The 25,908-nt window shown below is 43.1% G+C and carries 17 protein-coding genes; 10 read left to right on the plus strand and 7 right to left on the minus strand.

All coding sequences use genetic code 11. From position 1 onward, the window contains the following. The first annotated feature begins 443 nt into the window (after positions 1-443). From AC0YN7_RS05230 to AC0YN7_RS05260, 7 genes are all read left to right on the plus strand, one after another. The gene (locus AC0YN7_RS05230) at positions 444-2,063 is read left to right on the plus strand and encodes a response regulator (protein ID WP_475808888.1); all 1,620 of its coding nucleotides are present in this window, start codon (positions 444-446) and stop codon (positions 2,061-2,063) included. 6 nt (positions 2,064-2,069) lie between these two features. Then, entirely contained in the window at positions 2,070-3,851 is a 1,782-nt protein-coding gene (locus tag AC0YN7_RS05235) for a cache domain-containing sensor histidine kinase (protein ID WP_475808889.1), read from the plus strand. Further along, entirely contained in the window at positions 3,848-4,834 is a 987-nt protein-coding gene (locus tag AC0YN7_RS05240; RefSeq protein ID WP_475808890.1) for a substrate-binding domain-containing protein, read from the plus strand. The genes AC0YN7_RS05235 and AC0YN7_RS05240 overlap by 4 nt, the downstream gene beginning before the upstream one ends. Positions 4,835-5,222: 388 nt before the next feature. After that, positions 5,223-10,187 carry a glycosyl hydrolase family 95 catalytic domain-containing protein gene (locus AC0YN7_RS05245; RefSeq protein ID WP_475808891.1) on the plus strand — a complete coding sequence of 1,655 codons (4,965 nt, stop codon included), beginning with the start codon at positions 5,223-5,225 and terminating at the stop codon, positions 10,185-10,187. Between the two features lie 231 nt (positions 10,188-10,418). Further along, positions 10,419-11,927: a sugar ABC transporter ATP-binding protein gene (locus AC0YN7_RS05250; protein ID WP_475808892.1), complete on the plus strand. Its 1,509-nt coding sequence runs from the start codon at positions 10,419-10,421 to the stop codon at positions 11,925-11,927. A 30-nt stretch (positions 11,928-11,957) separates the two neighbouring features. Then, complete coding sequence (locus AC0YN7_RS05255; protein WP_475808893.1) at positions 11,958-12,953, plus strand: ABC transporter permease; 996 nt, start codon at positions 11,958-11,960, stop codon at positions 12,951-12,953. Positions 12,954-13,029: 76 nt separating this feature from the next. After that, a complete protein-coding gene (locus AC0YN7_RS05260; protein ID WP_475808894.1) occupies positions 13,030-14,028 on the plus strand; it encodes a substrate-binding domain-containing protein in 999 nt (332 codons plus the stop codon). A 685-nt stretch (positions 14,029-14,713) separates the two neighbouring features. Here AC0YN7_RS05260 and AC0YN7_RS05265 read toward each other — a convergent pair. After that, positions 14,714-17,899, minus strand: a complete 3,186-nt coding sequence (locus tag AC0YN7_RS05265; RefSeq protein ID WP_475808895.1) for a beta-N-acetylglucosaminidase domain-containing protein — start codon at positions 17,897-17,899, stop codon at positions 14,714-14,716. A gap of 368 nt (positions 17,900-18,267) precedes the next feature. Here AC0YN7_RS05265 and AC0YN7_RS05270 point away from each other — a divergent pair, with 368 nt between their 5' ends. Then, the gene (locus AC0YN7_RS05270; RefSeq protein WP_475808896.1) at positions 18,268-18,705 is read left to right on the plus strand and encodes a helix-turn-helix domain-containing protein; all 438 of its coding nucleotides are present in this window, start codon (positions 18,268-18,270) and stop codon (positions 18,703-18,705) included. Between the two features lie 160 nt (positions 18,706-18,865). On the opposite strand, the gene AC0YN7_RS05275 is transcribed toward AC0YN7_RS05270, so the two are convergent. The 3 genes from AC0YN7_RS05275 to AC0YN7_RS05285 form a co-directional block, all read right to left on the minus strand. Next, the gene (locus AC0YN7_RS05275; protein ID WP_475808897.1) at positions 18,866-19,243 is read right to left on the minus strand and encodes a VOC family protein; all 378 of its coding nucleotides are present in this window, start codon (positions 19,241-19,243) and stop codon (positions 18,866-18,868) included. A 285-nt stretch (positions 19,244-19,528) separates the two neighbouring features. Next, entirely contained in the window at positions 19,529-19,873 is a 345-nt protein-coding gene (locus AC0YN7_RS05280; RefSeq protein WP_475808898.1) for a hypothetical protein, read from the minus strand. A 332-nt stretch (positions 19,874-20,205) separates the two neighbouring features. Next, positions 20,206-21,081: an AraC family transcriptional regulator gene (locus AC0YN7_RS05285; RefSeq protein WP_475808899.1), complete on the minus strand. Its 876-nt coding sequence runs from the start codon at positions 21,079-21,081 to the stop codon at positions 20,206-20,208. A gap of 150 nt (positions 21,082-21,231) precedes the next feature. Between AC0YN7_RS05285 and AC0YN7_RS05290 the strand changes: the two genes are divergently transcribed. Further along, positions 21,232-22,014: a phytanoyl-CoA dioxygenase family protein gene (locus AC0YN7_RS05290; RefSeq protein ID WP_475808900.1), complete on the plus strand. Its 783-nt coding sequence runs from the start codon at positions 21,232-21,234 to the stop codon at positions 22,012-22,014. A 225-nt stretch (positions 22,015-22,239) separates the two neighbouring features. Here the strand turns inward: AC0YN7_RS05290 and AC0YN7_RS05295 are convergent, their stop codons facing one another. Continuing rightward, entirely contained in the window at positions 22,240-23,061 is an 822-nt protein-coding gene (locus AC0YN7_RS05295) for a phytanoyl-CoA dioxygenase family protein (RefSeq protein WP_475808901.1), read from the minus strand. Positions 23,062-23,188: 127 nt separating this feature from the next. On the opposite strand from AC0YN7_RS05295, the gene AC0YN7_RS05300 reads away from it, so the two are divergent. After that, complete coding sequence (locus AC0YN7_RS05300; RefSeq protein WP_475808902.1) at positions 23,189-24,058, plus strand: helix-turn-helix domain-containing protein; 870 nt, start codon at positions 23,189-23,191, stop codon at positions 24,056-24,058. Between the two features lie 206 nt (positions 24,059-24,264). Here AC0YN7_RS05300 and AC0YN7_RS05305 read toward each other — a convergent pair whose 3' ends face one another. Next, positions 24,265-24,663 (minus strand): CHRD domain-containing protein, encoded by a 399-nt coding sequence (locus tag AC0YN7_RS05305; protein ID WP_475809117.1) that lies wholly within the window; start codon positions 24,661-24,663, stop codon positions 24,265-24,267. 395 nt (positions 24,664-25,058) lie between these two features. Beyond that, a complete protein-coding gene (locus AC0YN7_RS05310) occupies positions 25,059-25,790 on the minus strand; it encodes an endonuclease/exonuclease/phosphatase family protein (RefSeq protein WP_475808903.1) in 732 nt (243 codons plus the stop codon). Positions 25,791-25,908: the final 118 nt, after the last annotated feature.

Consider the following 25,908-nt stretch of genomic DNA (forward strand, 5'->3'; position numbering starts at 1 on the left):
AAACCTCTCCTTGTTTAGAAAATGATAAATTGCAAAAAAATAAAGCGGTACAAAGTGAACTGAACCTCCTTACTACTCCATCAACGTTACTTTTACTTCCATTCACCCCCATTTGGATTCCAAATTACTACCTAATTCAGAGTTTTTAACGTAATTATTACAAACCAAGGATATCACGGTGTACTTTTTAAAAAAATGGAAAAATCTCTTTAAATACGATGTAAATCTCTGAAATCACATTTCTATGTAGTGATTCAGCCGAGTTTTTAGGAACGGGCACATCAGTATTCATTGTATCATTATAATTTAGTCAGTTTTATACATTTTTGGCAGTTGATCCAAGGATAATGGATCTTCTCGTCGAATAGGATACATTGTTAGTTGTGAAATTCACTCGTTTGGTTGGTTGACCATGTAGCATGGCACTAAGAGGAGGGAATTCGATGTATAAATTGTTGATCGTGGATGATGAAGCATTAATACGGGAAGCGATTAAGGACCAGATGAATTGGGAGCAGCTCGGCTTTGTATGTATAGGCGATTGCGAGGATGGATTGGAAGCGCTGGAGTTTATTAAGCGCGAGAAGCCTGATGTCGTACTTACAGATATCGGGATGCCATTCATGAACGGCATTGAACTGACTCGCGAGCTAGCGACAAGTGAGCCGACAATAAAGGTTATTATCCTCACGGGATATGACAATTTCGAATTCGCCCAGCAAGCGCTTAAATTGCAAGCTACAGATTATATATTGAAACCGGTTACAGCAGCCGAGCTTGAGACTGTTATGCGAAGAGTAGCTACAGAATTAGATCTCGAAAGAAGGGGAGTTCAAGATTATGAGTTGCTGAAGCGTCAATTGACGGAAAGCTTTCCACTATTGAAGGAGCGTTTTCTGGAACGTTTGGTATCTTCGTCGATGACCCAGAAGCAAGTGAAGGAACGATGCAATGATTTTCAAATCCAATGGAACGGTCCGATAGTAGTTGAGCTTGCTATTGATGTGGACGAATTTGGATTAAGCTTACCCTCGACTTTATTCGAGCAGGAGCTCTTACGATTTGCTGTATTTAATATAGTGCAAGAAATTACGGCTACATACATAGGGACTGTTATTTTCCGGGATCGGGAAAACCGTGTATTCGTCCTACTGTCCGGCGATGATAGTGAACAATTGCTGGAATATGCCATGCTAAAAGCTGAAGAAATACATAGCGCAGTTACTTCCTTCTTGCCACTTAAAGCTTCGATCGGGATCGGGCATACCGCTAGATGGGAAGACAATGCGCCCCTTGTTCACCGGTCAGCATTATCCGCTTTGGATTATAGATTTGTGATCGGTATGAATGAAATTATTCGGATCGCGGATATGGAGCAGCGTGAACGTCCGGAATTGCTTTCAGTTGTCAAACTGGAAAACGAGCTAATTACAAAACTAAAAACAGGAACGCTGCAAGAGATGAACGAATGGATGGAGAGTTTGTTCTCGAAGTTTCGAGACCATGTATTTCCCATCGACATCTGCTATATATATCTTCAGCGTATTATATTGTCATTAATGCACACGCTCTACGAAATGGACAGCAACAGCCCACAAGTGTTCGGTGAAGTCAAAAATCTGATTACGGAAATCAATCATTTTGCTACCTTAGATGAAATTGAATCTTGGATGAAGGATTTATGCGGAAAAGCGGTATTGGTTATCCAAAGCAAGCGTGAGGACCAGAGTGCGCGTCAAATCGCTATGGCCATGGATTATGTGAGACAGCATTATATGGATTCTAAATTATCTTTAAAGTCGGTATGTAAGCAAGTATCGATGAGTACAAGTTATTTCAGTAGCAAATTTAAGCAGCAAAATGGGCGATCATTCATAGAGTTTCTAACGGACGAACGAATGGAGAGGGCCAAGGAGATGTTGAATTTAACATCAATGAAGAGCTATGAGGTCGCATTTGCAGTTGGGTATAGCGATCCGCATTATTTCAGCGGAGCTTTCAAGAAATATACGGGAGATACTCCAACGGAATTCCGCAATAAAATGAATAAACAGAAAGTGTGATGCAGGGTGAATATCTTCTCGCGGTTCCGTAGTATTCAGACGAATATGGTGCTTTCCTCTGTTTTGCTCATATTGATGACAATTATGATTATGAGTGTAATTTCTTATTACTTGACACAAGATGCTGTTCAAACGAAAGCACAGGAATATACGACGGAGCTTGTGAAGCAAGTGAACAACAATATTAAATCTTACGTGAATGGCATGACCTACATGTCGGAGCTAGTCGCTGGCAACCCCCTCGTGCAGGATTATCTATCCAAAGAAAGCTTTGCAACCTTAACGGAAGAAAAGGAAGCTAAAGAAATGATATCGAAGCTGCTGGAATCGATGCTCGTATCTAGAAGCGACATTACTTCAGTTAATGTGTTTAGCTATAACGGTCAGTTTGTCTCGGGGCGGAGGGAGTTGGAGCTTAATTCGTCCATCGACCGGACAAGCTTGAGCTGGTATCGCAACGCTCAGGAAGCAGGCGGACAGAGCGTCATCTCTCCATCGCATGTACAGCCTGTGTTTAAGGACCACTATCCATGGGTTGTGTCGTTGAGTAGGGAGCTAATGAGCCGGGATGGTGATAAAAAGTTAGGTATCTTCCTAGCAGATTTAAATTTCAGTGTAATGAATGACATGTTCAAAGATATCAGGCTTGGTCAAAGAGGCTATTTGTTTATCGTCGATTCCAGCGGGAATATAGTCTATCACCCCCAACAACAGCTAATATACAGTAAATTGAAGTCTGAAATGATTGATGAGGTACTGGAAATCGAGCGTGGAACCTTCACAAGTGATGAAGGTAGTGATAGTCGGATGTATACCGTACAGGATTCAGATTTCGGTTGGAAAATTGTCGGTGTATCCTATGTGGATGAGCTTATCGGCAATCAGAATGAGATTCGGATGTCATTTTTTTTGCTAGGCCTTATCTGTATTATCATTGCGATTGTGATTTCTTTCCTTATGTCACAGCGAGTGAGCCAACCGATTAAGCAATTGCAGAGCTATATGAAAGAAGTAGAGAAGGGGAATTTTGACATTCATGTGCCCGTTCCGAGATCGTTTGAGATTGGTAGGTTAGCAAGGACATTTAATATTATGGTTGGCAAAATAAAAGAGCTAATGAAGCAGGTGGTGCACGATCAGGAGCAGAAGCGTATAAGTGAACTGAACGCACTGCAGGCTCAGATCAACCCGCATTTTCTATATAATACATTGGATTCTATTGTATGGATGGCGGAAAGTAATAAATCACAGGAAGTCGTCTTAATGACCTCGGCGCTTGCCAAGTTATTCCGCGCATCGATAAGTAAAGGAGAAGAGCTTGTTTCGATAAGGAATGAGATCGAGCATATTACGAACTATTTGATGATTCAAAAAATGCGCTATAAAAACAAGCTGGACTATCAAATTGAAATCAGCGATACGGTTTGGGAGTACAAAACGATTAAAGTTATTTTACAGCCGATTGTCGAGAATGCGATCTATCACGGTATTAAGATGAAACGCGGACCTGGCTTTATCCGAATTCGTTCGGAGGAAACGGAATCTGCAGTCCTGCTGATTGTCGAAGATAATGGAAACGGGATGGATGAAGAAAAGTTGAGAACCATTTTGATCCCAAGGTTAGGAACAGGGGGAGGGAGGGGAGTCGGAGTGCTGAATGTTCATGAACGGCTTAAGCTCTATTTTGGCCAGCAATATGGATTAGCTTATGAGAGCATACCGGGCGAAGGAACAACGGTGTATATTCACTTTCCCAAATCTCTTCCGCCACTGGAGGAGGACAAATGAGTATAGCAAAGCATAGGTGGATCATTGGAGTGATTGTTGTTGTTCTGGTTATTGCGGTGAGTTTCATTTATGGATCTAAAGGATTGTCGAGCAAAAAGTCCCTGGACGTTACAGTCATTATTAAATCTAATGATGCTTCTATTGAATTCTGGCAGGTGTTGGTTGATGGGGTGCACGTAGCTGCCCAAGAGTTCGATGTGAACATTCAGGTGTGGGGGGCTAAAGATGAAACGGATGTAGAGGGACAGATTGCATTAGTGGAGAAAGCGATCGACGAACGACCTGATGCAATCGTACTCGCCGCCACCGATTTTGATCAATTGGTGCCGATCTCCAATCAGGTCGTGGAAGAGGGGATTAATCTGATCATTGTCGACTCAGGGATCAATTCCGATATTGCCCAAAGCATCGTTTCGACAGACAACGTCAGAGCCGGCAGAGAAGCCGGGCAGGCGATGTTGAAAGAGCTTAAAGGTCCGTCCAAAGTCGCAATCATTAGTTATGTCAAAAATGCGGCTTCCCATATTGATCGTGAAAAAGGAGTGCTAGAGCTGCTGGACGGGCATCCGAATATTGAACGATTGGATACTTATTTTGTCGAGGGGTCCGAACAGAAAGCTTATTTGAAAGCAAAGGAAATATTGCAGACGCATACTGATGTGCTAGGGATCATCGGGCTGAATGAGCCGACTTCAGTCGGGGCGGGGAGAGCGATTCAGGAGCTAGGGGTTAGTGAGCAAGTCAAGCTGATCGGATTCGATAGCTCGGTGAATGAAATTAAACTGCTGGACGAAGGCGTGATGAAGGCTACGGTTATTCAGAGACCATTTCAGATGGGGTACTTAAGTGTCAAGACGGCGGTAGAGGCGGTCCGAGGAAAGAAAGTACAGAAGCAGATCGATACGGGGTCAGTGGTTATCACCAAACAAAATATGTATGAAGAGGAAAATCAGAAGTTGCTGTTTCCATTCGTTGGCAAGTAGTTAGGGTGGCTCCTCTTCTATCTCACTTAGCATCCGAGGTGCTTAATGTCACCTTGAGGTGCTTTTTGGCGTTTGCTCTTCTCTTCGTCACCTTACATAATTGGCTTAATTTTTTCGACTGAATCAATTGCATCATTTATTTTGGTGAATTCTTATAGTGTTTCTGCACGATACACCGAAAGTAAAATAATCGACTGCTTGTGGACAATTTTACATTGTCTTAGTTTAGCATTTGAATAATAATCAAAAGGAAATACTTGGAATCTGGTTAATCAATGAATAAGAAGAGGTAAAGGAGGGGAATTGGGGTGATCGTCATTCCACGGTAAGTACAGGGAAATGAGCAGTTCACAGGAGGACATAATACAGAATTTGAGGAGGTAGCTTTATGTTAAAAAAGATTGCTTGTTCTGCGCTTGCAGTAACGATGGCCATTTCGGGAATCATTGCTAACCCCGTTTCTGCATCGGGAGAAATTCCACTTGTAACTGCCAGTAAAGTTCCGCTGAAGACATGGTATACAAAGGCTGCAACGAGCTGGGAATCGCAAGCGCTCCCACTAGGAAATGGATTTATGGGCGCAATGGTATTTGGCGGCGCTGATAAGGATCAAATCCTAATTAACGAAGAATCGCTTTGGTCGGGTGGTCCCGGCGCGAATCCCGATTATAACGGAGGACATAAAGGCAGTGCAGAGGCTAAGCATAGCGTTCTTCAGCAAGCTAGAACGCAATTACAAGACTTGATGACGGAATATTCCAAAGGAACGGCTCCTTACGTCGATGCGAATGGCAAAGTTATCGCTCGAAATTACAGTGTTCCTAGTTCACTTACGAATCTAATCAATGGAGCAAATGGTCTAATTGGAACAAAGCAAAATTTTGGTTCCTATCAGGAATTGGGTTCCATATGGCTACGTGATCTAACTTTGGAGAAGCCCTTCATCAGCCGTTTTTATACCGCTCAGGATAACACAAAAAATCAGAACGAGACTATTAGTATGCTATTTGATGGGAATAAGGACACTAAGTATTTCGCCGATGGTCATGCCGGAGCAGCTGAATATGTGATTGATTGGGAATACAATGAAGAAATCCCAACCCGCTCCTACTCCATTACGACAGGTAATGATGCGCAGGGTAGGGATCCGAAGAACTGGACGCTTTCCGCATCCAACGATGGAACAACATTTACAACCATCGATACGGTAACGAATTTTGCACTTGCGGGACGGAAGCAAGTTCAAGTTTTTGAACTGGATGAGCCCGGCTCCTACCAATATTTCAAGCTCACCGTAACCTCTTTGTACGGAAACAATCAAGCGCTGCAAATGTCCGATTTAGAGGTTCTATTCGACAACAGTACTATTCCGGAGGAACATGTTGTTACCAATTACAAACGAGAACTTGATTTGAATAATGCGGTTGCCAATGTCTCTTATCAACTGGATGACGCTGAGATGACGAAGGAATATTTCGTAAGTAATCCGGATAGAGTGATGGCTATACGATTGAGTTCGACAGAATCCGGGAAGATTAATCAGTTCGTCAATGTGACATCTGCCCAAAAAATCAAGACAATCTCTTCAGCAGGGGACACCATAACGATGACCGGGTGGCCAAGCGACCATAATAAGGCCAATGCCGCTACGGATTTTGGCAATACGCTGCACTTTGCTCAGCAAATTAAGGTTATTCCTACTGGTGGAACGATGGTTGCGAAGGATAATGGCATTCAGGTGGAAAATGCGGATTCCATCCTGATCCTGATGGCTGCAGGCACGAACTATTTGCAGTCCATGGATGATAGTTTCAACTATTTCACTAACAAAGATCCACTTATCAATGTTAGTGCGAGACTTGAAGCAGCCGCAGAGAAAGGCTTTGACAAATTGTATGAAGACCATATTGCCGATTATAAAGAACTGTTTGACCGTGTGGAGCTTAACCTGATGAACGCACCATTTCCAAATAAGCCGACGGACCAATTGTTGGCCGGCTATGCAAGAACTAATACACAAATGGAAGACCGTTATTTGGAGCAGCTTTTCTATCAGTTTGGCAGGTATTTATTAATTGCATCTTCCAGAGAAGGGTCTTTGCCAGCTAATCTGCAAGGAATCTGGGCGAACGGAACGAATCCGCCATGGAGCGCGGACTACCATGCCAATATCAATTTGCAAATGAACTATTGGCTTGCAGAGCAAACTAATCTTTCGGAAAGTAATCTGCCTTTGATCGAATATATTAAAAGCTTAGTGCCGAGAGGGGAATTGAGCGCCCAGCATGGCTACGTCACGCCGGCAGGCGATCCAGTCAGAGGTTGGACAACACACCATGAGAACAATATATGGGGAAATACCGCCCCTGCGACAAGTAGCGCTTTTTTCTCTCCTGAAGATGGGGCTTGGTTAGCGCAACATATCTGGGAGCGTTATCAATTCACGATGGATGAAGAATTTCTTCGGGAGTATTATGACGTACTGCTAGGTGCTGCATTGTTCTGGGTGGATACGCTATGGGTAGATACACGTGACAACACGTTGGTTGCGAATCCATCTTATTCTCCAGAACACGGACCCTACTCTCTGGGCGCGACTGAAGTTCAAAGCGTAGTTTGGGGAATTTACGATGAGGTGATCAAGGCAAGTAAGGTTCTGAATATTGAGAGTTCGGAATTGGTTGAAATTGTGGATGCACAGTCCCGCCTTGCAGGACCAAAGATTGGACTTGGCGGGCAGTTTATGGAATGGAAAGACGAAGTGAATATGGACCTTACAGGTGATAACGGCCACCGTCATGTGAATCATTTGTACGCACTACACCCCGGATCGCAAGTAGTTGCGGGACGCAGTGAACAGGATGACAAATTTGTCGAAGCTATGAAAGTAACTTTAAATACCCGCGGTGACGGCGGAACAGGCTGGAGTAAAGCATGGAAGATTAACTTCTGGGCGCGCCTTCACGATGGCGATCGTGCCCAAAAGCTACTCAAGGAGCAACTTTACAATTCAACGCTGAGCAATTTGTTTGATACGCATCCTCCATTCCAGATTGACGGGAATTTCGGTGCAACTTCCGGCATAACTGAGATGCTACTGCAAAGTCAAGGCGGGGCAATCCAGTTACTGCCAGCACTTCCTTCCAAATGGAACCTAGGCAGTGTGTCTGGCTTGAAAGCTAGAGGGAATGTGGAGGTCGACATGGCTTGGGAGCAGTCGAAACTCACGTCGGCGGTATTAAAAACGGGTACTACAGGTTCCATAACGGTAAAAGGGAGTAATATCAGCACTGCTACTGTAGTGAGTAGCGGCAAAGCGGTTGCTTATACAATCGTAGATAGCAACACCATTGTCATTGATGCCCAAAAAGGTGCGACTTATGAGATTATTATTCAAGCCGATAAGATTAACCCTTATGAAGTGATGCATGCAGTAGATGCCAATTTCCTTTACGGCCAAATTATCAAAGGTACTGCTGCGCTGCAAGGAGCTGCTGCCGGTGATTATGCAGTATTCAAAAATGTGCAATTCGACAAAGGAGCAACTAAGGTTTTCATTGAAGCAGCCTCTGATAAGAAGGACCTAAGAGGGTTGGGGGAAATTGAGTTGCGACTGGATAAGCCAGATGGAGAAGTGATTGCGAATATTCTTGTGAATCATACAGGAGATCTCAACAGTTACAAGACGTTTTCTGCTAACTTGGACTACGAAATAAGTGGGGCACATGATCTGTATGTTTCTTTTGTTCAACCAGTCAACTTAAAATCGTTGCAATTTTTCATGAATAAGGACAGCGAACCGCCAGCGGGGATTACGATTGTGGGTGATACACAAATCAGCTTGCCTGCAACGGGTAGTAAGGATGTGACCTACTTGGCAGGGGTCGAATATTCGGACGGTTCAACCGAAATGGGCAGTAACAATGTGAAGTGGAGTTTGAGCGGAAGGTACTCGGGCGTTAAAATTAGCGACGATGGCGTACTTACAATAAAAGAAGGTGCCAAAAATCAGGACATTATCATTGTCGCTACTTCGACCGAGAATCCGCTGATTTCTTCAAGTCTTGAAGTGAAATTGGGGATTCAATCCATCAAGCTTAGGGGGATAGATCGAAACGGGGAATCTGCTGGCAATGATAGCGAAGGTAAAATGAGGTTCAGCGAGGAGTGGGTTGAGTACGCTGGTAATAATGGCTGGCTGAAATACAACAGCGTTGACCTACAGAATGGTCTCGAAAGTATCGCCATCGGCTATGCAACACCGACAAACACAACGAGACAAATTCATATTCGGATTGCCGAGCCGGGCAAGGGAACAGTGGAAGAAGCTACAACGATTGCTACTTTGGATAGTTTCATCAATACGGGTGGTTATAAAAATCTCACAGAGGCAACTATAACCCCGAATGTGAATGTCACCGGTATAAAAGATGTTTATGTATTTTGGACGCGAGCAGATTTTAACTTCTCCTATATTAAATTAGGCTTAATAGGAGCAGATGGCGGTTCTGCAGCTTACCGAGATGTCAAATTTGATGTTTCGCCTGCAGATGCTTCAATTGAAATAAAGGATGCTGACGGGTACCTATACAGTTCAGGTAGCGATGGTAGCACCTTCACACTACCGGAAAAAGGTGAATACACGTACACGGTAAGTAAGACTGGTTTTGTAACCCAAAGCGCTAGTTTTACAGCGAAAGAGGCTCAATCGATTGCGATTACATTAGAAGCTGATGTACCGGAAGAGATACCGTCGCTAGCGACTACATTAACAGGGCCGAATGCGATTCAGCATGGAAATCTGTTCACTGTAAAATATGGACTTAGCGATGTGACACAAACGATTTATGGCCAGTACGTTAAACTAAATTATGATGCGAACCTATTCGAATACGTTAAGGCCGACTCGTTAATGGCAGGGGTAAGCATTTTTGAACCAGAAACGAGTGTTCCAGGCGAAATTCGATTAGTGCTTGCTAGTCTTGGAGCCGATCAAGCGGTTACGGCGGATGCTGAAATCATAGAGCTGACGTTCAAAGCGAAAGAGATTAGTGCGACAGCAAAAGGTGACATTGCAATTGTTTCGGCTACGATTGGCACTGGGGAAGGTGTGGATGTAACAGCTGAGCTGTCTTCCCACACTGTGGAGGTTACTGTGAAAGTTCCTGGAATACCAGGCGATGTCAATCATGACGAGAAAGTAAGTATCGGTGATTTGGCGATAATTGCTGCTCATTATGGTAAGGATAGCGCAAGTCCAGATTGGGAAAGTATCCAATCATATGATATCGTTCCAGATGGAGTCATTGATATTTTAGATTTGGCTGCAATCGCTAGATTAATCATCGGATAGTGTTAATTCGAAATAGGGCTGTCCCATACGTAGTTTTTAACTGCGTATGAGCAGCCCTGTTTTCTTATCCTTTAAGTGAAAAGCAGCTGTTCCGGAAATAATCGGGACGGCTGCTTTTAGCAATTCCAAAAATATTCGAGTATTTCAAGCGAAAACCACATTTAAGTTAAGGGGCAGAGGGTGTAAATTAAATAGTAACAATAGGAATAAGGAGTTGAGAGGGGGGAAACGATGAGTCAAGTTGTTGTAGAGATGGAAGGAATCGAGAAGCATTTTGCTGGTGTCCATGCATTAAAGCAGTGTCAGTTCGAGCTCCGATCCGGCGAGGTGCACGCTCTTGTTGGAGAGAATGGTGCAGGTAAATCGACATTGATGAAAGTATTGACTGGCGTGTATTCGAAAGATGGGGGACGCATTATCTATAAAGGGAAAGAAGTTCATATCCCGGATACGCGAACAGCTCAGCAGCTTGGAATTAGTATGATTCATCAGGAGCTTAATCTGGCACCAGATCTGACCGTCGCTCAGAACATCTTTATTGGCAGAGAGCCACGTAAAGCTATTAAGCTGTTTCTTGATGATAAAGAGATGAATAGAAAGACTACAACTTTATTAAAGCAGATGAATTTGGACATTGATCCGACCACACTAGTGTCAGATCTGACTGTTGCCAAGCAGCAGATGGTTGAAATTACAAAAGCCATTTCCTATGACTCGCAGGTAATGATTATGGATGAGCCAACGGCAGCGCTTAGTGATACTGAGATTGAAGAGCTGTTTAAGATGATCAACCAGTTGCGGGCGAAAGGCGTAGGAATCGTATATATTTCTCACCGGATGGCGGAATTAAAGCGGATCACGGATCGGATTACGGTCATGCGCGATGGCAGCTACATAGATACGGTGTCAACTGAAGAAGTAAGCATCGACCGAATTATTGCGATGATGGTAGGCCGGGAAATCTATCAGCCTGCCAAGCAAGATCGCCAGGAGGACAATGAAAAAGAGCTCGTGCTCGATGTGCGCAAGCTGAATCGTGGGAATAGACTCCACGATGTGAGTTTCTCGCTGCGTAAGGGGGAAATTCTTGGCGTTGCTGGGCTCGTCGGGGCTGGAAGAACCGAGTTGGCCCGAGCAGTCTTCGGCGCTGATTCGATCGACTCAGGGGAAATCTTCATCCATGGCCGTAAGGTGCAGATTTCTGGGCCCTATCAAGCAGTGAAGTATGGTATCGGTTATCTGTCCGAAGATAGAAAGCATTTTGGCTGTCTGGTCGAAATGGATGTTAAGACAAATATAGCGATGGCGACATTAGGCCGCTTCGCAAAAAGCTTCGGATGGATTAATGACAAACGAATGACTGATGTGTCGCAGAAAGTAGTCGAAGAGTTAAAGGTCAAGACACCCGGTATCGGACAGAAGCTGAAAAACTTGTCTGGAGGCAATCAACAGAAAGTGATTATCGGCAAATGGTTAACGAGAGACTGCGACATTCTCATATTCGATGAGCCGACACGCGGAATCGATATCGGTGCTAAGAGCGAGATCTATAGACTGCTTGAAAACCTTGCTGACTCGGGGAAATCGATTATTATGATCAGTTCAGAACTGCCGGAAATATTGCGGCTCAGCCACCGGATTATCGTCATGTGCGAGGGCAGAGTTACAGGTGAGCTCAAGAATGATGAACTCGCTACGCAAGAACAGATTATGACGTATGCAACTGACCGGATTAGCTAGTAGAAGGTGATTAAGAAAGAGAGGGATAGAATGAAGCCAGTACTAGGATCTGCTCAGAAACAACGTTTTGTATTCACTGCGGGGCTTCAGCAATTTTTGGCTTTCGGGAGCTTGATCTTGCTTTTTGTTTTTTTTTCAATTGCATCGAGCAATTTCTTTAACTTTTCCAATATCGTTGGGATTTTACTCTCCACGGCGGTAATCGGAGTATTAGCACTTGGCGCGACGTTCATTATCGTTACGGGCGGCATTGATTTGTCGGTCGGAACAGTTATGACGCTGAGTGCGGTCATGACGGGAGTCTTCATTACGATGTGGGGATTGCCTGTGTGGGTTGGTATTATCGGCGGGCTGTTAACGGGAGGGATATGCGGGCTGTTCTCCGGAGTTGTAATTGCACGTCTCGGAATCCCGCCCTTCATCGCTACACTTGCGATGATGATGATCGCCAAAGGACTTGCGCTCGTCATCTCGGGCACGAAGCCGATTTATTTCACGGATAATGAATTGTTTATGAAAATTTCTCTGGGCTCAGTGCTTGGTGACCTTATTCCAGGCTTTGACATCCCTAATGCTGTATTGATATTCTTCCTTGCTGCAATTGTGGGAAGTCTGCTATTGTCCCGCACAATCGTCGGCCGTTACAACTTTGCGATCGGCAGCAACGAGGAAGCAACGCGTCTATCCGGCGTTAATGTGCGGAGATGGAAGATTATTATCTACATGATTTCAGGCTTATTTACAGGACTTGGTGGTATTCTGATGGCGTCCCGCCTTAATTCGGCTCAGCCCGCACTTGGTATGGGCTATGAACTGGAAGCCATCGCAGCGGTTGTCATCGGTGGAACTTCACTAAGCGGTGGTAAGGGATCGATTGTCGGCACAGTCATAGGTGCTCTAATTATGAGCGTGTTGACGAACGGGCTTCGCATCCTGTCAGTACCCCCAGAGTGGCAGACAGTCGTTGTCGGCTTTGTCATTCTGCTCGCAGTATACGCTGATATTTTACGGCGTCGTAAGGCTTAACTTAGGTATCATCTCTGTTGGAGATTATATAGATTACGAACATTATCAAAACTCAACTCAAAAAGGGGATATGAACATGAAAAAGGTATTGGTATTAGCAGCATTATCACTTGCATTGGTTGTAAGCGGATGCAGCTCGAACGGCGGTAATAATCCATCTGCAACAGCTACTTCGAAGGCATCTGCAGCACCTGGCAGCACACAAAAAATGTACATTCCAATCATCTCCAAAGGGTTCCAGCATCAATTCTGGCAAGCGGTTAAGAACGGTGCAGAGAAGGCTGCGGCAGAGCTAGACGTTGTTATTACGTTCGAAGGTCCTGAGAATGAATCACAAGTTGATAAGCAGCTCGAAATGTTTCAAGTTGCTCTTGATAAGAAACCAAGTGCAATTGGCTTCGCAGCGCTTGACAGTCAAGCCTCCATTCCATTGCTGAAGAAAACAGAAGAAGGTGGAATCCCGGTTGTTGCCTTCGACTCAGGCGTGGACAGCACGATTCCAGTGGCAACGGTAGCGACGAATAACGCTGTAGCAGCAGGTATCGCAGCAGATAAAATGGCTGAACTTATCGGTGGTGAAGGGGAAGTTGCTGTTATTGGACATGACCAAACAAGCCAGACAGGTATTGACCGTAGCGAAGGCTTTGTTAATCGTATCAAAGAAAAGTATCCGAATATTAAGGTTGTAGATGTGCAATATGGTGGCGGAGATCACTTGAAATCGACTGACCTAGCTAAGGCGATTATGCAAGCGTATCCGAATTTGAAAGGCCTTTTCGGTACAAATGAAGGCTCTGCGATCGGGGTAATTAACGCGGTTTCTGAAATGAAGAAGGAAGGTCAAATTACAGTTGTCGGTTATGATTCCGGCAAAGCGCAAATCGATGCAATAAAAAATGGCTTAATGGCTGGCGCAGTTTCTCAGAATCCAGTTGGTATCGGCTACGAAACGGTTAAAGCGGCTGTAGCGGCTGCAAAAGGTGAAAAGGTTGATTCCGTAATCGACAGTGGCTTCGTATGGTATGACAAAACGAATATCGACAATGATGATGTTAAGGCTGTACTATATGAATAACGTAGAACGATTAAAACATATTCTATTGGTAAAATAATGTGTTTAAGAACTGATATAAGAATATTAATAAAGATGTGCTTAAAGCACATCTTTTTTTTGTTCCAATACTGATTGTGTTAAACAGAAATTAGGGGATAGAGACATAGTTATGTTTTTACTCATAAATACAAATGTCATACATACATTAAATCCATATCTAACAAGGCGTCATGCCTGTTTACATACATATGTACAAAATACGAGTTTTGTGAAATAGTATACGAGAATAAAAAGCTGCCCCAAAAGTCATATAATAATGTCCGTCTGGCTCGGATGACAAAAATTTGTACCGATAAACGTTTTAGAACTTATGTTCTCTCTTCTTTTGATATTATATAATAAAAAGCTGATCCTTCACTTTACCCCTTAAAGTATTTAATTTTATGGTAGCAAAGTCTCATTAAAACTGATTTTACCAATAAATGATTTAGGCGGTCTCAATTTTATAGCTCTATACAAACAACCGCCGTTGTTTATAATATGCAATGATCTCAGGTATAACGATAATGAAACTCATCATTCATTCAATTCGTACTTTTCAACCTCATTCTTAAACCAGTGTTGATTAAAGCCGACTTCCTACCCAGCATTTCTGCTGTATCGAAAGTCGACTTTAGGCTTCTGATCGTTTTCGTACGCCTACCTGCTATTCAATAATTTTCGATGCGATCGCAGCTAAGTCTTTGATGTCAATGACATTGTCACCATTGATATCCATCTTCTTCACTTGTGTCCAATCTGGACTGGATGATGTTTTGCCGTAATGAGCCGCCACCATCGCTAAATCTCCGATACTAACCTTGCTATCGCCATTCACATCGCCCGGCTTCGTCGTGATAACCGATGCTTTGAATGTGTCCAGTGCCTGCTGCAAGGCTTGAATTGCCGCAGCCACTTGGTCCACGGTTGCACTTGCGTTATTCGCGACCGCTTGAGCCGCTTGAATGGCCGTTAGTAATTTCGCCTTCGAACCTGCTGGGTACTGACCGATTTGCGTACCTTCTACGGCCGCATCGTAAGCCGCTTGCGCCGTGCGAATCAGGTTATTCAGCTCTGTCTTATCACTTGGCACTGGGTTCACTTGAATGGTCAACGAGGACACGGCAATGTTTGATTCCGCTCCCAAATGGTCTCCCAATGTTGCATTGCTAATCGAAATCGTTCCTTCCGTCATTTGCGATACTTTTTTCGCCTTGAAGGTCAACTCCAGCAATTGCTTATCTCCAGTAATCGCGTGACCCGGACCTTCACTCGCCAGAATAAACCGCAGCTTGCCTGGGGTATCTTTGCCCGTCTGAAGTAGATTCACTCCAGCTTCCAAAGACTTCGCCGACACGAATTCCATCACGTTTGCATCATAATTCATCGCTAAATCTTGGGCATACACGCTCTGCGTGACATTTTCGACGCCAAGCTGCAGCTTGAACTCATTATCACCTTGAACCGTATCGTCACCGCCGAGAACAGCTGTAGGTTCCTTCGGAATCGCGGTTGAAGTAACAATGAACTCACGCACAATGACCCAATATTCCTGTGTTCCTGTCGCACGAATGCGAACGAATCTCGCCTTCTGATTATCCAGCGGAACGCTGATCTCCGGCTTCTCCTCTAATATCGCAAGCTGTGTCCAGTTGGCTCCATCGATCGAGTACTCCAGCACACCGTGATGGACATAGTCGTTCACGCTGCCGCTCTTGCTCATTAATACCTGAACGTTGGATACCTTGCGCACCTCATTCAGATCCACCCCAATGACATCATTGATTGCCGGGGAATTGCTGCTCCAGAAGTACGTATTCAGATTGCCATCGAGCATTTTGGCCGGGGTATTCGTCTGATAGGTACCCATCGTCGTAATCGGGAACGGTGTGGATGTGCCTACACCTAGCCAGTTATCATTCTCGCGAATCGCACGTAAGATGTAGTCTTCGAAGACTTGATTCGCCTTTGCCTTCGTGATCGCATTGATCTGCGTTCTTACATTGTTCAACGCCGTACGATGCTCAGCCGACTGCTGCTTGTTGTTCCGTTTCTGAGACAACAGCATTTGCGTCGCTTCTACTCCCGCTTGGCCGTACAGCTCATATTTGTTCAGATAGAACTTCGTTTCGTCGATGAAATCCGGATTGTTCAGGCCGCTGCGGAGTGCAGCAGGTGCTTGCTGCAGCTTCGTAAATTCTGAAATTAGCTGGTTCGCTGCATTGGTAATGCTTCCTCCCCCAATAAAGGCCGTCCACAGATTATCGATTTGCGGCTTAATCGTTAATGATTCTTTCGCATTGAGCGGAGAGGAATAATTATTCTCTGCGAAAATACGGAGTGCGTCAGCAACCTCACCGCCGAAGCGCTTCAAGCTCAGCTGCCATGCTGTCTCTGGATTATACGCCGCGGGATTCCACAAATAATCGGCAATTGTGAAAATCGCAATTTTGGACGCTTCCGCTTCATTCATTGGATTCGTCGTTAGACCAATAATGCCATGATCAGCAAGCTCTGCATCCCGATTGTAGAGCGGGCCTAAGTACAACCGATCCCGTGCATAATCATTCACAGGGAAGTTATCCCAGATCAACAGATCATGCTTATAAATTGCATTCGCCTTATCCGCATCGGATGCCGAAATGCCCGCTGGAACAACAGCAGATCCTGTCCATTGGACGATAATGCTCGGATCAACCAAGGCAGCAAATCGGTTAATATAAGCGGTCGCAGTAATATTCGCATAATCCGTTGGGACGGTAATCAGACGATGAGCTCCTGCGTGCTTATCAATGAATTCCGTCTTGAATCGATTGAGCAGAAAGGCTTGCGCAGCAGCGACCGGATTCGTATCGCTGTTGAATTTAGTCCTATCGGCATTACAACGTAATGTCTTATCGATATCGTCCAGGAAAATCGCGAACGAGCGAATACCAACATCCCACATCGCTTGCGCTTTGGTCGTCAGCGCCCCAAAATCTGCATCATCAGAGAAGCAGACGCTATTTCCCGGCGAGATGGCAAAGACAAATTCCACATGATTCTCCTTCGATCGCTGAACGAGCTCGGCAATCTCTGCTAACTTCGCAGCCGGATAGGCTTCACGCCATTTATCCCGGTGATAAGGGTCATCTTTAGGCGCATAAATGAACATATTCATTTTTTGCTGGCCATAGAAATCGATTTGACGAAGACGATCTTGATGGGACCACGGGTCGCCATAGAAGCCTTCAATTGAACCGCGCCATGCCATTTTCGGCCAATCGCGAATGGTTACAGACGGAATACGGAATGCCCCCTCCTTCACTGTAATCAGTTGACGAAGCGTCTGAGCCGCATAGAAAGTACCTAGTGTTGTCTTCCCGGCGAGCACGATTTTTTGCTTGCCTGATGTATCCGTGCCTGAAGCCAGGACATACCCCTCGTCCTTCATATCATCTGGTCCCGCAGCCCCAAGTGATTGCAGTGCAGCCGCTGTCGCTTGATTCTCCGAAGGTCCTCCAACCCATACATTGACGGGTGAATTCGGAACCGCAGTATCCTGGACACGATTGATGTTCTGCACGCCAGCCTTCCGCAGTATCTCTTCGACGCTCTGAACCGCAGCCGGGTCCGATGTACTGCCTGTTACGATACCCACCTCAGACGGAATGCGGAATCCATCCCCCGTCGATTGAATGGATTGCGGTATGGGTGAAATTTCAGGCAATTGGGATGCTTCTGCAGCGGAAACCGTTGAACCCTGCATCGTAAACATCGGCATGACAAGTGCGAGTGCTAGCACAAAAGAAATCGAACGAGACATGGTCTTCTTATTCTTATTTGACTTCGCATTGAAAAAGGATACGTTCATGAACAGATCACCTCTCTATCAATTCATTATGTCATGCCATCATGATCGATCTATGATGAGCTTATCCACCCCCTTTCCACGTCACGAAAAACGCAAAAAGCACGAACCAAAGAGTGACCTCTTTAAGCTCGTGCCCGGCTTCATCCGGTTACACGCTTGGACAGGCGTATTTCGTTATCGATTTGTAGATACCCACTTCACGATCGAAATCTTAGGACCAAGACCATGTACCGAAATATGTAACGCTTACAGTCTTCATTGTTAAAGGTAATCAAGATTTGAATTCATTTCAAGACATTCGACAAAGGTTCTTATGGATCAACATCTTATCTGCTTTTTCACGCAAATAAAATCAAAAGTGTTATGTTTTGCTATCGGAAAAAACCTACTCACTTCCCATCCACACCCACGTATCTCATTCTATGCGCCAGTTGATCAGCGGCATCGGGATCAGCACAGGAGGAACAGTCAAAAACAAAAAAAGAGAGCAATATCTGGAACTCGCCATCCGATATATGAATGATCACTTGAAGGATTCCATAAAGCTCCCTGAACTGGCCAAGAACACCGGCTTGTCTAAACAGCATTTAATTTTATTATTTAATGAGGAAACAGGATTCCCCCCGATTGAGTATTTTTTGCGTATGAAAATCCAAAAGGCTGCCCAAATGATCAGTTTAACGGGTTTGTCTATCAAGAAAATTGCTGCAAATATCGGCATAACCGATCCATACTATTTCTCGAGACTGTTTAAAAAACTGACCGGTTCCACTCCAACCGCCTATCGGAACGTTCCGAAAGGGTAATGTGGAATGAATCATTTCAAATGAAAACGAGGATCAGATGCCTCAGCAATCTAATCCTCGTTTATTCTATTCATGCACTTATGTAATCAAATATTCAAATATCGTTCTTCGTTACTTTGAGAAAAAAATCTGGGCTAAAATGGTTTTTCTTATTTTGTGATTACTTTCTTTCCATAACCGCAAAGTAATTTCCTTCATTGTCAGCAAAGTTGAATACTCTTCCAGAAGGCATATTTACAAGTTCTCCGACTGTGATATTATTGTCCGTAAATTCTTTATATAAGCTATCGAGTTCTTCCGAGAAAAACAATAACGAAGGTGTATTGAGATTTAATTCAGGTTGCATTTTAGCAATTAGTTCCTTATTGTGAAGCACAATACTCGTTTGTGCTCCGTTTGTTGGAGCAATTTCAATCCATCTCATTTGCCCGTTATTTTCCTCAGCAACTAAGCTAAACCCTGCTTTTTCTGTCCAAAATTTCAATGACTCATCTTGGTCATTCACATATAACATAATTTGTCCGACTTTATTAATCATTTTGCCAATCTCCTTTTCTTATACTTTTGTATATATTTCATTTTTTATCGAAAAACTCCAATATTATGTTGATATTTTTATTGTACTAAATATGATAATTTAGATCAACTATTCCCCCTCTATGCTCACGTCATTCTGCATCGGTGAGTTACTTAATCTGAGTATTTTCCCGTAACAGACAACCGCTTTGTACCCATCATCCTGAAAGCATACTTATGACCCGTAAGATGGCCACATCCTTCGTGAAGTGTCATTTTCTTACGGGTCATTGTTTTAATATACGGACTATTTTTTCGAACGATTCTTGGAAGATCCTTTAGAATGTTTCCCGCGTTTCACGCTCGAAACCATAACATTTTTCTCTGTATGCGTGTAATGGTGCTGATAGACAGGACAACAATGATGTTTCTTCACTGTTTCAATATTTTGAACGACATTCACAAGCTGCGGATGGTAGTAGTCCTCGTATTGTGTAATTGGAGGATCATAGACCGTCTGCGTTGGACAATCGGGACAAAATTCAGCGCCTTTCATGCTGCCTACATTGCCCATGTTACCCATGTTACCGATGTTACCCATGCTACCCATGCTGCCCATGCTGCCCATGTTAAAGGAATCATTACGGTTCACAGTAATTATCTCCTTCCAGTTTTGGAATACACCATATTGTATTCGCACACAGACAATGTGACCTGTACAATTGACCCGCAAGGCGAAGGCCTACAATGTCTACGTGGTATGGAGGGCGAGATAAATTACCGTTTACCGGTTATAATTACCTTTCTCTACATCTCTAGGAAGCCGGCTAAGCTATTGCTTTGATAAGCATAATGAGCTTTATTCATCCATTGAATATCCACATTCAAATGGTCAGGCTCGCTAATAGGGTTGAACCCTCACCAATTGTGTTCATCATATAAATGAATTTGTTTAAGTTTGCCTTCTAATGCTAATGAGGCGGTTTATGCTCTTGTATTATGCCATCCTGCCATCTTTCGCCATTGTCCAGGGGTATATCCGGTAGCTTGTTTATAGGCCTTGGTGAAATGATGAATAGAGTAAAACCCGGATAATTCTGCAATTTGTGTCAATGAGTAGCTAGATGTTTCCAAAAGAGATGTTGCGACATAAATTTTGGTCTTTCGATAATAATCCGAAAATGTTTCACCTAACTCATCTTTAAAAAGACGAGAAAGCTGCCGAACTGAGATATGTAAATGCTTGGCTAAATCCTGTAACTTGATTCTTATCGATACGTTATCTACAATATATAGCTTGGCTTGGTTCAAGATAACGGATTCATTTGTCCTACTCAAGGTTTTTTCCTCAACGTCTTCCTCATCGAGAAATAATTGAAAAATAGATAAGATCAAGGTGAAAGCCATATGCTTTAGCATCTGTCGGTTGGCTACGCCATAGTGTCCCGCGTTCATTATTATGTTCCATAAAGTTGCCGTGGTGGATGGGGTTTCTGCTCTCACCACGACGTGATTCGTTTTAAGCAATCGATGATACCCATTTATCATTTCAATTGATGACATTTCTTCTATCAACTCAAAAGCATGATACACGATTCCAATTCCTTCTCCGGAATTACCTTCTATTTGATGCCATATACCCGGCTTAGAAAGAAAACAGTCTCCCTGATATATATCATAACGTACACCATTATCGATATAGTATCCAGACCCGCTCGTAATGTAACAACATTCAAAAAAAGAGTGTTTATGAAGCTCATGGGTATAATGTTTCTCTAAATATCCCCAATAATAAACATGAATTGCGGCATCAGGATCCTGTAGATGTAGAGCGAATGAATTAAGTTGGTGAATGTCCATAATCTATTCCTTTCTTTTTTTCATACAGGATCTTTATAAGATGGCATACTGATATAAAAAAAAGGCTCAGTCGTACAAAGACAGCAAGCCAAGTATTTTTGTACATTTGAGTTAAGAATTACATTCATACATTTAAAGGAGACGATTGAAATGACAGCGATAATAAATTCAGAAATGGTAGAGAAATACGAAAAAGAGGGCTACCTCATCTTTCCTGATGTGCTTGATAGCGATCTAATGAAAGAAGCACAGGAGCATATTCAATGGTTAATAGATAAAAATCCAAATCTTCGTCCTGAAGCGCTCCATAATGATTTAGTTAAGCATGATCCATTTTGGTTACGACTTGTAAGCGATAAACGGTTATTGGATATCGCAGAATCATTTATAGGTCCTGACATTGCCCTTTTTGCTTCCCATTATATTAGCAAGCCTGCTTTTACTGGTCAACCAGTCCTATGGCATCAAGATGGCAGCTATTGGCCGTTAGAACCCATGAAAGTCATTACCTTATGGTTAGCTGTGGATGATTCCATCGTTGAGAACGGTTGTTTATGTGTTATTCCCGGGTCTCACAAAATACAATTACAAGAGATGAAAGGTAGCTTCGAGGTTGAGAACGTACTGAGTTCAGAAATTGAGAAGAAGTACGTTGATGAATCCAAAGCAGTAGACCTCGTATTAAAGTCAGGGAGTGTATCCATTCATCATCCGAACATCATACATGGCTCAAAAGCGAATCATTCACCTCATCGTCGTGCAGGCTTAACCATTCGTTATATCCCAACAAGCACTCGAGTCTTGAATGAAAATCACAGTATACATTTAATGCGCGGTAATATGGGTGAAGTTAAAAATTCATATCTGCCATTTCCTAAATTTGACGCATCGATTCATTTCAACTTCAAGGATAGCAATAACTTTAGTAAATAAGGTCTCTGAACTCCGTCCGGCACCAAATTCCATATGCTGTTAAACTATTTCCGTAGGCAACATTACATTGTGCCTCCTTTTTTTCGAGTTTTTGTATGGTCTGGAAGAACGCGATCTCTCTGCGGCATAAGCAATAAAATGACTTTTTACGGAGACACCTCGATATCAGTTTATCGAAAAGCAAGAAATCGTTCTTGCAGAAGCAAGAACGATTTCTTAAAAGGCCTAAGGATAAACAATGGGATTAAGGGGACTTGCAGCAATATCTCCCGGCTTAAGTCCTGGAAACCAATTTGCCAAGTCATTTTTTCGTGCATTGCTATCCGGTTCAGCAATAGGCAGCCCATCCGCAATATAGATAATGGTCATTACCTCGCGCATCTGTTCTGTTGGATTGCCTGGTGCGCTGTGGAGCGTCCACCCCGAGTGAAACGTAGCGTCTCCAGCTGCCATAGCACCATAGTTTACCTGCTCTATACCTTTACCCTCAACGTATTCCTTGAAGGTGCGGTGCGATTCATCCGAAATCTCCTGCTTCGTAATAATGCCATGGCCATGAGTAGCGGAAGCAAAGTTCATTGATCCAACTTCCTTCGCAATGGGAACAAGCGGCATCCATAGCGTTATTGTTTTGTCCGTGTCCAATGGCCAATAGATTTGGTCCTGATGCCATGGCGTATGTCCGCCCCCTGGCTCTTTGAATAAGGCTTGATCATGATATATTCTTACCGATGGAACTCCCATCAGATCAGCGGCTACTTTTGCAAAACGGCGCGCCATAACAAACTTTTCAACGGATTCACTCATTCTCCATAGATTTGAGATCTGAATAAAAGCTTTACCATACGTATCCCGTTCTTCCATCGGTTTTGATTGGTAGTTCTTTTCTTTAACTATCTCACTGATTACATCGCGATAGATGGAAATTTCGTCTTGTTTCGCTAATGCTCTCACAATTGTATGTCCATCGCGCTTGTAATTGCGAATTTGCTCTTCGGGAAGATCATATACCTCGTTCAAATCGGGAAGGTTGTTAATTATGCTCATTTCGAATCCGCTCCTTGTTTATCAATCATTCATTACATAGCTAATTGTAAGGAATTTTGACAGTTTGGTCTTTGTGTGTAATGATCGTTTTAGTTGTATAAAATGACTGAATATAAAGGTGGCTATCATGAATCTGTTTTCATTTGCTAACACCCATCCCATCGTCCCCTACATAAGAGAGAGCGATTTCCCTGTACGTTCCGCCTATTATTCTCCTTTCCGGAAGCTACTAGATTATTTGCTCATCTATATACAAAAAGGAGAACTAACGATCGTCGCCGATGGAACTAAATATCAGCTCCAAGAAGGGCAATTCTGTCTACTACAACCCGGATCCGTGCATGACTTACAAGCTTTCGCTGATAATGCAACACCATTTGCTCATATGGACTTTTTCTTCCACACTGACAGGGAGAAGAGCTTTCCGACAAAACCAGGACAGATCGATCTCCAATCCTTCCAACATCTCATGCAGCCTAAACTTAACGACTTTGAAGGATTGTCGATCCCAGTTCTGCTAGAGCCCAGCAAGCCGTACCTTTATCGGAATTTGTTGTTGGAAATGATAGAAAGCTGGCTTGAACCGAATCCTTTATCCAAGCTAAAGGCGCAAGGAATAGCTACTCAGCTCCTGCATCACATCATTGAAGACCACTCCAATCCTGCCAATCTCAAATCAAACTATCCTCATGACTTGGATTGGATTCCGTCTTATTTTTCATTTCATCTTGCAGAAACACTCTGCATAGAGGACTTGGCTAAACGCACAAACCTATCAACTTCTCGATTTCGGACGGTTTTTCGTGAGCGCTACGGAGTTCCGCCGCATCAGTTCCTAATTAATCTCAGACTGGATCACGCGAAGGAGCTGCTGTCCACTACTACATATTCTATAGCCAAAATAGCTGAATACTGCGGTTTTTCGGATGTCAGTCATTTTACAAATATGTTTCGATCCCGAGAAGGCTTGTCTCCAGGAGCCTTTAGAGGAAAATAATATTCTTGGCATTGCACATTGTCAAAAATGTGTACCGATAAAACAAAAAAACCGCGTTTTACGCGGTAATTAATGCGATATATCTTTAGTTTAATCCTACATAATTATGATTTCCCTTTTAAAAATTCCTTCCCAAAGGACTTTCAATAAATGCGAGTTTTTAAACTTTTGGGGAATGATAAAATTAATTCTGTTCGATAAAATTATCACTTAAGTTGTCCACGAATTTCACCATTTGGATTCTGAACGGTGTGCATATTAACGTAGGCATTTCCATTTTCAATCTCACGAATTAAGTCATTGATCGTCATTCCTTGTAAAGGACCTACTAAATCTCGCTTTGTTAAGGTGCCTCGAACGATTCCTTGTCTTACTGATATTCCAAATTTAGACGGACCAAATAGGAAAACAACAACAGGACCATTTTGCCCGACTCGTCCTAGATGAATATGGCCTTGGTTTACGTTAGAGATATTACGAACAATGAGTCGGAAATTCAATTGACTATTATTGCTGCAGGATTTGAGTATAATATTTCCTGTAGCTACAGTTCTTACAGGAGGGACTTCATTTCTCCCTCTTAATAATGCTCTGAATGTTTTAATTGTCTTCACCTCTCTTCACTCGCAATACTTTACTATATTCCGTGATCTAATAATGGTTTGTTAATTCGTCTAGTATTCTACTAAACTTATTAGATATGCGATTCCTCACGACTATCTGATGATTTCACAAAAAAAAGAGCCTAACCATTATGGATAAACTCTCTTTACTATATTCTCTATTGCGATTGCTCCAAGGTATCATCCCATTACTTGCTTGCTGCAAAATCACTGTCATCGCTTTTATAAATTGAAATTTCGAAATCATATACTATTCTCGGTTTTTATCCTTTCGGTTTCAGTTAGTTTTTCAAATTGTTTTAGCCATTTAAATAATGAATACGATTTCATATTTGAAAGCCAATAAATGAATTAGAATATGGCCACTTTCTCTATCGTTATGAACCAATCCATTCTAGAACCACTAAAACAGGCCTGTGATCGGAAGCGACATCTTCCTTAATGGCTTGAGCGCTAACCACACGCCATTGATTATTGTTTCCGTACATCACGTAGTCAATCTTACCGTCCTCTTCATGAGTCCAATCCGTAATACCCGCAGTAGCGTCTGTCCACTTGCTCTCTAACGTCTTGATCGTATCTGACTCTGGAGTTGCGTTTAAATCACCAGCCAATATGTAAGGAGAAGTTGCACCGTAACGTTCAACAATCATATTAACTTGTGCTGCCTGAATACTCTTCGGGAACCACTCTAGATGTGTTCCGGAGAACGTAAACTCGGGTAAACCGTTGGTTGGTTCAATCTTTGCCGTTACCACAACGCGCTGCTCATCTCCGCTCATTTTCGGCAGCAATGTTATCTCTGAAGAGGTAATTGGGTAACGGGAAAGCAACGCCAATCCGTATTCTCCGCCGGAGAGGTCGATTGCCTTACCGAAAGCTACATCCATCCCAGTCAATTCAGCCAATTTTGCAGCTTGATCTACGTTACCGCTTCTCGGGACATTATTATCCACCTCTTGCAAGGCAACGATGTCTGGATTCAAACTCACTATGACTTCAGCAATTCGGGGTAAATTTACAATGTTATCGTTTCCTTCACCATGACGAATGTTGTATGTCAGGATTCGGATTTCTGAATTTGAAATTGTTTTCATTGATTTTTCCATTAATTTATCCCTCTTTTCGATAACTTCAAAATTAAACCACTAACTTCAGTTGCTTCGCTCAGCAAGAAGTTTAAGCTGCTGATTACGATGCTCTAAAAATCTTTTCATATAGGACTTT

The sequence above is a fragment of the Paenibacillus sp. J31R122 genome (assembly GCF_056269185.1).